The 9,939-nt window shown below is 59.3% G+C and carries 10 protein-coding genes; 8 read left to right on the plus strand and 2 right to left on the minus strand.

Annotated elements, in window-relative coordinates:
* Positions 1-28 precede the first annotated feature (28 nt).
* From PIB16_RS25760 to PIB16_RS25770, 3 genes are all read left to right on the plus strand, one after another.
* A complete protein-coding gene (locus PIB16_RS25760) occupies positions 29-667 on the plus strand; it encodes a LysE family translocator (protein ID WP_271046608.1) in 639 nt (212 codons plus the stop codon).
* Between the two features lie 37 nt (positions 668-704).
* On the plus strand, positions 705-1,598 hold the full coding sequence (locus PIB16_RS25765; RefSeq protein WP_271046609.1) for an EamA family transporter: 894 nt from the start codon (positions 705-707) through the stop codon (positions 1,596-1,598).
* A 121-nt stretch (positions 1,599-1,719) separates the two neighbouring features.
* Positions 1,720-3,237, plus strand: a complete 1,518-nt coding sequence (locus PIB16_RS25770) for an ATP-binding protein (protein ID WP_271046610.1) — start codon at positions 1,720-1,722, stop codon at positions 3,235-3,237.
* A gap of 4 nt (positions 3,238-3,241) precedes the next feature.
* Here PIB16_RS25770 and PIB16_RS25775 read toward each other — a convergent pair whose 3' ends face one another.
* Together PIB16_RS25775 and PIB16_RS25780 are read right to left on the minus strand one after the other, a co-directional pair.
* Positions 3,242-3,760 (minus strand): hypothetical protein, encoded by a 519-nt coding sequence (locus tag PIB16_RS25775; RefSeq protein ID WP_271046611.1) that lies wholly within the window; start codon positions 3,758-3,760, stop codon positions 3,242-3,244.
* A gap of 243 nt (positions 3,761-4,003) precedes the next feature.
* Positions 4,004-4,987: a TerC family protein gene (locus PIB16_RS25780; RefSeq protein ID WP_271046612.1), complete on the minus strand. Its 984-nt coding sequence runs from the start codon at positions 4,985-4,987 to the stop codon at positions 4,004-4,006.
* 451 nt (positions 4,988-5,438) lie between these two features.
* Between PIB16_RS25780 and rpsD the strand changes: the two genes are divergently transcribed.
* From rpsD to PIB16_RS25805, 5 genes are all read left to right on the plus strand, one after another.
* Positions 5,439-6,056, plus strand: a complete 618-nt coding sequence (gene rpsD, locus PIB16_RS25785; protein ID WP_003520423.1) for a 30S ribosomal protein S4 — start codon at positions 5,439-5,441, stop codon at positions 6,054-6,056.
* Between the two features lie 68 nt (positions 6,057-6,124).
* On the plus strand, positions 6,125-7,054 hold the full coding sequence (locus PIB16_RS25790) for a glutaminase (RefSeq protein ID WP_003520424.1): 930 nt from the start codon (positions 6,125-6,127) through the stop codon (positions 7,052-7,054).
* A gap of 61 nt (positions 7,055-7,115) precedes the next feature.
* The gene (gene ttcA, locus PIB16_RS25795) at positions 7,116-8,057 is read left to right on the plus strand and encodes a tRNA 2-thiocytidine(32) synthetase TtcA (protein ID WP_271046613.1); all 942 of its coding nucleotides are present in this window, start codon (positions 7,116-7,118) and stop codon (positions 8,055-8,057) included.
* Between the two features lie 16 nt (positions 8,058-8,073).
* Positions 8,074-8,901, plus strand: coding sequence for an inositol monophosphatase family protein (locus PIB16_RS25800; protein WP_035263086.1), 828 nt, complete (start codon positions 8,074-8,076; stop codon positions 8,899-8,901).
* A gap of 29 nt (positions 8,902-8,930) precedes the next feature.
* Complete coding sequence (locus PIB16_RS25805; RefSeq protein WP_271046614.1) at positions 8,931-9,755, plus strand: inositol monophosphatase family protein; 825 nt, start codon at positions 8,931-8,933, stop codon at positions 9,753-9,755.
* Positions 9,756-9,939: the final 184 nt, after the last annotated feature.

Consider the following 9,939-nt stretch of genomic DNA (forward strand, 5'->3'; position numbering starts at 1 on the left):
TCCCAAAGATAAGATAGGGAGATTCCTCATGCCGCTGGAAAACTGGCTGGCCTTCGTGGCCGCATCCGCCATCATGCTCGCCATTCCGGGACCGACGATCCTGCTGGTGATTTCTTATGCGCTGGGCCATGGCCGCAAGGCCAGCACGGCGACGGTGACGGGCGTGGCGCTTGGTGATTTCACCGCAATGACGGCTTCCATGCTGGGGCTCGGCGCGCTGCTTGCCACATCGGCGGCGCTTTTCACCGGGCTTAAATGGATCGGTGCGGCTTACCTCATCTATCTCGGCATCAAGCTGTGGCGTTCGCCGGTCAGCGGCGAGGGGGCGGAAGGGACGGGCGTGACCGGCCGTGAAAGACCGCTCAAAATCTTCCTGCATGCCTATATCGTGACCGCGCTGAACCCGAAGAGCATCGTGTTCTTCGTGGCCTTCCTGCCGCAGTTTCTGGTGCCGACGCTGCCTTTCTGGCCGCAGGTGCTGATTTTCGAAGTCACATTCCTGGTGCTTGCCACTGTCAATGCGGCGCTTTATGGACTTCTGGCAAGTGCCGCCCGCAATACGATCCGCAAGCCGAAGGTTCAGCGCATCGTCAACCGCACGGGCGGCGGTCTCCTGATCGGCGCCGGCCTCATTACCTTCGGCTGGAAGAGGGCGGTCGCGCCGTAAGGCAGCTCTCGATCGCCTGAAATTCGGACATAACAAAATGGCATTGCCGCATATATTTCTTGCCCTGATTACCGTGTTTTTGTGGGGCTTCAACTTCGTCGTCATCAAGGTGGGCGTCGCCGATATGCCGCCCCTGTTTCTGACGGGTGTGCGTTATCTCTTTGCGGCGGTGCCCCTGGTGTTCTTCCTGCCGAAACCCAATGTGCCTTGGAGACAAATGATCGTTTACGGCATGGCCATGGGCTTCGTGCAGTTCGGCCTGCTTTATCCCGCCATCAAGCTCGGGCTACCGGCGGGGCTCGCTTCGCTCGTCATGCAGTCGCAGGCCTTCTTCACGCTGGCGCTTGCCGTGGTGTTCCTCGGTGAACGGCCATTGCCGTCGCAGGTCTTCGGCGCGATCATCGCTTTTGGCGGGCTGGCGGTCATCGGTGTGGAGCGGATGACGGCGGCGGCGCTGGTACCGTTGCTCATGGGCGTCGGCTCCGCGATTGCCTGGGCCTGTGGCAACATCGTCAATCGCCGTATCGGTCAGGTCAATGCCGTCTCTTTCGTTGCCTGGACCAGTCTTGTGCCTGTTCTGCCATTGATCCTGCTGTCGCTCGTGGTGGAAGGGCCGGAAGCGATTGCCGAAGGGGTGGCCAATGCGACCCCGACCATGGCTTTTGTGGTTATCTACATGGCCTATGGCGCGACGATCGTGGGTGCTGGGATATGGAGTTACCTGCTTCTGCGCTATCCGGCTGGAACGGTGGCGCCATTTTCGCTGCTGGTGCCAATTGTCGGGTTTATCAGCGCCTACCTCGCTTTTGCCGAACATATTACCGTTTTCGAAGTGGTCGGCGCAGCACTGGTCATTCTGGGGCTCGCGCTCAACGTCTTTGGCCGGCGCATCGGCGCTTCACGCTTTTGGGTGAGGTCTGCGCAGAGCTAAGAGCGAATTGCCTGTGCATTATCGGCACGGGTGAGACGCAACAGGCAATTTTTTGCTAAAGACCATGTTCGGCCGTCCCTTGAGGGAATCGGTCTTGATATGCAGCACAGGGAATGGAACATTGCAGGTCGGTATCGACATGGGAACCCTATCGGGCGGGCAGCAGGCCAATCTCGATATTGAAGAATTGCTTGCGACGCGCCTGCTGGTGCAGGGCAATTCCGGTTCCGGCAAGTCGCATCTGCTTCGCCGGCTGCTCGAGCAATCGGCGCCATGGGTGCAGCAGGTCATCATCGATCCCGAAGGTGATTTCGTCACGCTTTCCGACAAGTTCGGTCATGTGGTGGTGGATGGCGAGCGTACCGAAGCGGAGCTTGCCGGCATAGCCAACCGCATTCGCCAGCACCGCGTTTCCTGCGTGCTGACGCTGGAAGGCCTCGATATCGAACAGCAGATGCGGGCCGCCGCCGCCTTCCTCAACGGCATGTTCGATGCGGATCGTGAATTCTGGTATCCGGTGCTTGTCGTGGTGGACGAGGCGCAGATGTTTGCGCCCTCCGTTGCTGGTGAAGTCACGGAAGATGCCCGCAAGGCCTCGCTGGGCGCCATGACCAATCTGATGTGCCGTGGGCGTAAGCGCGGGCTTGCCGGCGTCATCGCCACGCAGCGATTGGCCAAGCTTGCCAAGAACGTGGCCGCGGAAGCCTCGAACTTCCTGATGGGCCGCACTTTCCTTGATATCGATATGGCGCGCGCAGCCGATCTGCTCGGCATGGACCGGAGGCAGGCGGAAATGTTCCGCGATCTCCAGCGGGGCAATTTCGTGGCGCTCGGCCCGGCGCTGTCGCGCCGTCCGCTGCCCATCGTCATCGGGGCGGTGGAAACCTCGGCGCGCTCCTCTTCGCCAAAGCTCATGCCGCTGCCGGATGCGCCGCAGGACGTCGAAGACCTGATTTTTACGCCTGACCCGGAAGAGTTTACGCGCGCCGCGGTGCGCCGCACGCCGCCTGCACCGCGCCCGACCAACGACATTCTCGCCGAGCTTTCCCGCTCCACGCCCGCTGCGGTTGGTCCTTCGCCCGAGCCGTCGCTCCGGGCTGGCCAGCCGGAGATGACACCGGAGGAGCGCGAGGAAAAGATCACAGCGGTGCTCGTCGAAATTCTCGACGATCCGCAATCGGCCTATCGCACCGATGCCGTGCTCTATCAGGATTTTCTGGTCCGCGCCCGTATGCGCCGCATTCCCGGCACGCCGATGACGCTGGCGGAATTCCGCCGGCAGGTGGCGATTGCCCGCTCCGGCGTGGATGCGGCGATGGCGGCGAGCGAAGGCTGGCAAAAGGCGCTGGAGCTTTCAACCTCGGTTTCCGATGACCTTCAGGGGGTCTTCCTGCTTCTGGTCAAGGCGGCATTGGGCGAAGAACCATGCCCGTCGGATGCTCGGATCGCGCGCGCCTATGGTACCCACTCCGCCCGCCGCGCGCGGCGGCTGCTCGGCTATTTCGAAGAGAAGGAGCTTGTGGTGGTGCATGCCGATTTCTCCGGCAAGCGCATCGTGGCATTTCCCGATCTCGACGCCAAAACCGCACCCGGCGATGCGGATGCGGCTGAGGATGATGCAAGGCTCGCAGCAGAGTGAAGCGTTAAAGGGCGAATAGTTCCATCGTGAAGCGGACCGTCGTATAGAGGCCAACCACAATCAGCGTGAACAGACAAAGGAGCGCTGATACCGCCAGTGCTGAGGCCAAGCGATGGGACTCTCGTTTTGGCTCGCGGTCGATCAGCGTTTCCAAGGGTACGATTCGTACGCGCTGGTCTTCCGTCCATCCGAAGCGTTCGAAATCCGCCGAAGCAATAAAGTCTGCCAGATGCCTCTGCCGTCTGATTGGTGAAGGCAATGTTGCAAGGAATCGTTGCGGTTCACGTCTGCTGTTTCTGGACAGGAAGATTTCGATCGCCTCGTTGAAACGCTCGCCCCGCGCGCCGGCGCAAAACAGCATGCGTCCAGCCTCGATAAGATCATTCATTTCGAGCAGCACTTCGCCGTATTTTTGGAGTATTTCCAGGTTTACTTCGGGATTTCGGAGATGCCCCTGAAGAATTTCTTTGGCGCGCCAGAGCTTTTTTTCAGAAATAGCTTGGTTGACGGTTTCTAATCTCATTTTGAAAATAATATCCAGTTTTTGATAAGTAAAATATAGTATATGGTAAGGTCAATTTCTATTATGTTGTCAAACGGAAATGTGTCGTTTTCGTCGTCACGCTATTCGCCTTCATTTTCGGACTTGGCCGGGTATTCACAGCCAGCGAAAGTGAGCCTTCCGGTCAAGCCCGAGAACGATGGTTAAGCGCGTTGGTTCTGGATAACGGCAGAGGAGGCGTTTCCGCCTCCTCATTGATTGGCCTTACTCGATGGCTTTCGCTTCCTTGCGCGTCGCAATCAGCGAACCGATGATGCCGGTTGCGAGGATGGCGACCGTGACGCCGAGTGAGACGGCGGGCGGGATCTTGGCGATGCCGAGCATATCGGCGACGAAAATCTTCGAACCGACGAAGACCAGAACCGCAGCCAGCGCATATTTCAGATAAGCGAAGCGGTGGATCAGGGCGGCGAGCGCAAAATAGAGGGCGCGCAGGCCAAGGATCGCAAAGATGTTCGACGTGTAGACGATAAACGGATCGGTGGTGATCGCGAAGATTGCCGGGATCGAATCGACTGCGAAGATCAGGTCGGCGATTTCGACCATGATGAGCGCCAGGAAGAGCGGCGTCACGAAGGTCTTGAGTTTGCCGGTGGTCTCATCGGTTTCCTTGACGAAGAATTTCTCGCCATGCAGCTTGTTTGTCACCGGAAGGTGACTGCGCAGGAACTTCAGGATGCGGTTATTGCCGATATCGGACTCGTCATGGTCGGACGAGAACAGCATCTTGAGGCCGGTGAAGACGAGGAAGGCCGCGAAGAGATAAAGCACCCAGTGGAAGTTTTCGACGATGGCCGCGCCGCCCGCGATCATGATGCCACGCAGGACGATGACGCCGAGGATGCCCCAGAGCAGCACGCGGTGCTGATATTGGCGGGGAATGGCGAAATAGGAGAAAATCATGGCGATGATGAAGATATTGTCCATCGCCAGGCTTTTTTCGACCACGAAGCCGGTGACATATTCCATCGCCGACTGTTCGCCGGACTGATACCAGATCCAGCCGCCGAAGGCCAAGCCGATGACAATATAGAAGCCCGACATCAGCAGGCTTTCACGAACGCCAATTTCCTTGGAGTTTTTATGCAGCACGCCTAGATCGAGCGCGAGAAGGCCAAGGACGAGGGAAATGAAGACCGCCCACATCCATGTGGGGGTGCCGAGAAAATCCGATAGAAGAAAGTCCATCAGTCAACCTTTAGCCGGACGAGGTTGGCTTTACGGATGGGGGGACGTGAAACAGACATATACGTGGCCCCAACCTTAACAAACTCGACATCACGTGTTGTCCGGTAACACGCCAGAGGGGCCCGAGTTCTGATCACGATGGAGAGATGGGTGGGCACTTTCGCTTTTCAAGAGGAGACTTCAGAAAAAAGCGAAAGGCCTTGTTTGACAAATTCGTGAAAGCTCTGTAGAAGCCGCCCCAACGCCGGGCAGTGATGTCCGGTGTGTTTTGTTGACTGCCCTGCAGTTTAAGAACTGACGTTCGGCGGTCAATATCACCGACATGTCCCGTGGTTTCTCCATTTGCATGTGAGAAGCCTGTCAGAGGCCCTGAAACGGGCTTCAGAGGAGGGCGTGTTTCCTTGAACCGGTTTGGTAACAGACCGGCATAAACCTTTGAGAAGGAAATACGATGAGCAAGCGCGAATCGGCTAAGTATAAAATTGACCGCCGCATGGGCGAAAACATCTGGGGCCGTCCGAAGTCCCCGGTTAACCGCCGCGAATACGGCCCGGGCCAGCACGGACAGCGCCGCAAGGGTAAGATGAGCGACTTCGGCACGCAGCTGCGCGCCAAGCAGAAGCTCAAGGGCTACTACGGCGAACTGCGCGAAAAGCAGTTCCGCGCCACCTTCGACGAAGCAAACCGTCGCAAGGGCGATACCTCCGAAAACCTCATCGGCCTGCTCGAGTCGCGTCTGGACGCCATCGTCTACCGCGCCAAGTTCGTTCCGACCGTTTTCGCTTCGCGCCAGTTCATCAACCATGGCCACGTCACGGTTAACGGCGTTCGCGTCAATATCGGTTCTTACCGCTGCAAGCCGGGCGACGTCATCGAAGTTCGCCAGAAGTCCAAGCAGCTCGTAACCGTTCTGGAAGCCGTCCAGCTCGCTGAGCGTGACGTTCCTGACTACATCGAAGTTGACCACAACAAGATGGTTGCGACCTACGCCCGCGTTCCGGCTCTCTCCGACGTTCCGTACCCGGTCGTCATGGAACCGCATCTGGTCGTCGAATTCTACTCGCGTTAATCGACGCGTTTCAGTATTCAGGAAGCCGCCCTTCGGGGCGGCTTTTTTGTTTGCGGGGAAGGCTTTGCATGCAGGACATTCAGGCGATCGTCGATTCCATCTATGACAGCATGGCGCCGAGGCTCGGCGAGGGGAAGGTTGCGGATTACATTCCCGAACTTGCCAAGGTCGATCCCAACCAGTTCGGCATTGCCATCACCACGGTCGATGGAACGACTTATACAGCCGGCAATGCGCTGACGCCGTTTTCGATCCAGAGCATCTCCAAGGTCTTCATGCTGACGCTGGCGCTCGGCAAGGCGGGGGAAACGGTGTGGAACCGGGTAGGGCGCGAGCCTTCGGGCTCCTCCTTCAACTCCATCGTCCAGCTGGAGCATGAGCACGGCATCCCACGCAATCCCTTCGTCAATGCCGGCGCGATCGTGGTGACCGATATCGTGCTTGCCGGCCACCAGCCCCGCGAGGCAATCGGTGAGCTTCTGCGTTTCGTGCGTTACCTCGCGGACGATGACACGATCAGCATCGACGATACGGTGGCGAAATCCGAGCAGGCGACGGGGTTCCGCAATTTCGCGCTCGCCAATTTCATGCGCTCCTTCGGCAATCTGCACCATCCCGTCGAATATACGCTCGGTGTTTATTTCCACCAGTGCGCGCTCTCCATGACCTGCGCTCAGCTTTCCCGCGCTGGCCTTTTCCTCGCCAATCGCGGCCGCAATCCGCTGACCGGCCACACGGTCGTTTCGGATCGGCGGGCGCGACGCATCAATGCGCTGATGCTGACCTGCGGCCATTATGACGGATCGGGCGATTTCGCCTATCATGTCGGCCTGCCGGGCAAGAGCGGTGTGGGCGGCGGCATCATGGCGGTGGCGCCAGGCAACGCGTCCATCGCGGTCTGGTCGCCGGGTCTCAACAAGGTCGGCAACTCGGCGCTCGGGTCACAGGCGCTGGAAATGCTGGCGACGAAAACCGGCTGGTCGGTTTTCGGGGCTTGATATTGCCGGCGGATGGGGGCATTGCCTGCATTAAGAACGGCAGTCGTGCCGGAGCGAGCTGATGATGAACATTCTCACCAAGATCGATGACTTTGTAGATCAGGCCGGGGCCGACCAGATCGGGGCGGATCAGGACGCGTCCGAAGAAAACGGCAGCTCGCATCCCCTGTTCGACAACGCGCCGCGGTCGGTTTCCTTCAACAAGCTGCGCAAGCGACTGTTGCGCAACGTTCGCCAGGCCTTTGAAGATTTCGGCATGCTGAAGGGCCAGAAGCGCTGGCTTGTCGGCCTTTCCGGCGGCAAGGACAGCTATGGGCTGCTGGCGCTGCTGCTCGATCTCAAATGGCGTGGCCTTTTGCCGGTGGAACTGGTGGCTTGCAATCTCGATCAGGGGCAGCCGAATTTTCCCAAACACGTGTTGCCGGAGTATCTGGCGAAGATCGGTGTGCCCCATCGCATCGAATATCGCGACACCTATTCCGTGGTGAAGGAAAAGGTGCCTGCGGGCGGCACCTACTGTTCGCTCTGTTCGCGGCTCCGGCGCGGCAATCTCTACCGCATCGCGCGGGAGGAGGGTTGCGACGCACTGCTGCTCGGCCATCATCGCGAGGATATTCTCGAAACCTTCTTCATGAACTTCTTCCACGGCGGCCGGCTGGCTGGCATGCCGGCGAAGCTTTTGAACGACGAGGGCGACCTGATGGTCATGCGTCCGCTTGCTTATTGCGCCGAGGAGGATATGGCGAAATTCGCGGCGGCGATGGAGTTCCCCATCATTCCCTGCGACCTCTGCGGCTCGCAAGACGGGCTTCAGCGCAATGCCATGAAGGAGATGCTGGCGGATATCGAAAGGCGTATGCCCGGCCGCAAGGACGTGATGCTGAGGGCGCTTGCCCATGTCAATCCGTCGCATCTGCTCGATCCCAAGCTTTTTGATTTTTCGGCGCTTTCTGTCACCGGGGCGTCACCTGAAGAGCGTAGGGAGGCCAACTCCCCCTTATGAAGAAGTGCCACGCCCGATGACCCTTTCCGACAAAGATATCGACTTCCTCGTTTCCACCGTTGCCGCTGCCGGCGCGAATGAAATTCTTCCCCGCTTCCGAAACCTGAGCGCCGGTGCGATCTCCGAAAAGACCTCCGCCGTCGATCTCGTCACCGAGGCCGATGTTCTGGCAGAAAAGGCGATCACCGCTGCTCTCCTTCAGCGATTTCCGAAGGCCCATATCGTCGGCGAAGAGGCCTATGAGGCGGACCAATCCGTCATTCCCGCACTTGCCGATGCGCCGCTTGCCTTCGTGATCGATCCCATCGACGGCACTTTCAATTACGCTTCCGGTTTTCCCGCTTTCGGCACGCTGCTTGCGGTCACCGTCAAGGGTGAGACCGTGGCGGGCATCATCCACGATCCGGTGATGGGCGATACCATCGTTGCTTTGAAAGGCGAGGGCGCGTTTCTCAACCGCAGGAACGGTTCGCAGGCGAAGCTCAGGGTAGCCGATCCCGCGCCATTGTCCGACATGGTCGGCATCTTTTCCTGGGGCCATAGCCATCAGGATCGCCGGCCGGTAATTGCCGCCAACATGGCGAAGATCAAGATGGCGCTGTCACTCAATTGCTCGGCACATGAATACTGGCTCGCCTCGGCCGGCAAGCTGCATTTCATCGGCCATGAAAAGCTGATGCCGTGGGATCATCTCGCCGGTGTGCTCATTCATCAGGAGGCGGGCGGTTACACGGCCCGTTTCGACAATACGCCCTATCGGCCGGGGCAGACGGAGGGCGGCATTCTGTCCGCTCCCGACAAGGAAAGCTGGAAGATGCTGCGACGGGAAATCGTCGCCTTATAACATCGCGCTCAAATAGAAGGATATTGCCCATGGCTCTCGAACTCGACATCGCCGCTCTCGCCAATGCGCTTCAGGAGGCGGCGGCGGTGGAAATTCTGCCGCGGTTCCGTAATCTGGGCGAGGGCGACGTGCGGATGAAGACCGAGGCAATCGACCTCGTGACCGAGGCCGACGAGGCGGCCGAGCGGTTGATCCGCGCCCGCGTGCAGGAGATCATGCCGGATGCGCTGTTCATCGGCGAAGAGGCGGTGGCGGCGGATGCCTCGCTGCTCGGCAAGCTTGCCGATGCCGATCTTGCCGTGGTGGTCGATCCGATTGACGGCACCTATAATTTCGCCTCCGGCCTGCCGCTCTTCGGCGTGATGATGAGCGTCATCTCCAAGGGTGAGACCGTTGCCGGCCTTATCTTCGATCCGATGGGCAATGATTGGGCGATTGCCGAAAAGGGTTCCGGCGCGTGGCTTTGCAGCGCCGACGGATCGCAGACGCAGATGTCGGTCGTGCCGGCCCCGGAATTGTCGCAGATGGTCGGCATCGCCAATACCGGTTATTTCGACGTGGAGACACGGCGCAAGATCCTGACGAACCTCGCCGATGTGCGGCTCTTCACCAGCTATCGCTGCGCGGCGCATGAGTACCGCCTGTTCTGCGGCGGCCATATGCACTTCCTGATGTATAACAAGCTGATGCCCTGGGACCATCTGGCCGGCACGCTGCTGTCGCAGGAGGCGGGCGCTTACGCGGCACGCCTCGACGGCTCGCCCTATCTGCCGAGCCATGTGGATGGCGGGCTGCTGCTCGCGCCGGATCAGGAGACGTGGGAACTGCTGCGGGAGAAGATTTTTACGGTTTGAGGTGCGCTCACGCGAATTTCAGCTTCTTGCCTTCACAAGCCTGCCTGCCACGTCCTCAAATCTCTCCTTCGTCATGCTCGGGCCTGTCCCACTGCTGTCCGGTTTAAATTTGGTGGACATGGCGCACGGTGTTGATTCTACTCGTATTCGAGCGTTTGGCGACGATCTCGGACACGAAAGAGGA

This window comes from Agrobacterium sp. ST15.13.015 (genome assembly GCF_027871645.1).
GTDB classification, from domain to species: domain Bacteria; phylum Pseudomonadota; class Alphaproteobacteria; order Rhizobiales; family Rhizobiaceae; genus Agrobacterium; species Agrobacterium leguminum.

Excerpts from the sequence above, each read along its gene's own strand:
- PIB16_RS25765 (WP_271046609.1), top strand. The coding sequence starts at position 705 with ATGGCATTGCCGCATATATTTCTTGCCCTGATTACCGTGTTTTTGTGG.
- PIB16_RS25805 (WP_271046614.1), top strand. The coding sequence starts at position 8,931 with ATGGCTCTCGAACTCGACATCGCCGCTCTCGCCAATGCGCTTCAGGAG.
- rpsD (WP_003520423.1), top strand. The coding sequence starts at position 5,439 with ATGAGCAAGCGCGAATCGGCTAAGTATAAAATTGACCGCCGCATGGGC.
- PIB16_RS25790 (WP_003520424.1), top strand. The coding sequence starts at position 6,125 with ATGCAGGACATTCAGGCGATCGTCGATTCCATCTATGACAGCATGGCG.
- PIB16_RS25780 (WP_271046612.1), bottom strand. The coding sequence starts at position 4,987 with ATGGACTTTCTTCTATCGGATTTTCTCGGCACCCCCACATGGATGTGG.
- PIB16_RS25760 (WP_271046608.1), top strand. The coding sequence starts at position 29 with ATGCCGCTGGAAAACTGGCTGGCCTTCGTGGCCGCATCCGCCATCATG.
- ttcA (WP_271046613.1), top strand. The coding sequence starts at position 7,116 with ATGATGAACATTCTCACCAAGATCGATGACTTTGTAGATCAGGCCGGG.
- PIB16_RS25800 (WP_035263086.1), top strand. The coding sequence starts at position 8,074 with ATGACCCTTTCCGACAAAGATATCGACTTCCTCGTTTCCACCGTTGCC.
- PIB16_RS25775 (WP_271046611.1), bottom strand. The coding sequence starts at position 3,760 with ATGAGATTAGAAACCGTCAACCAAGCTATTTCTGAAAAAAAGCTCTGG.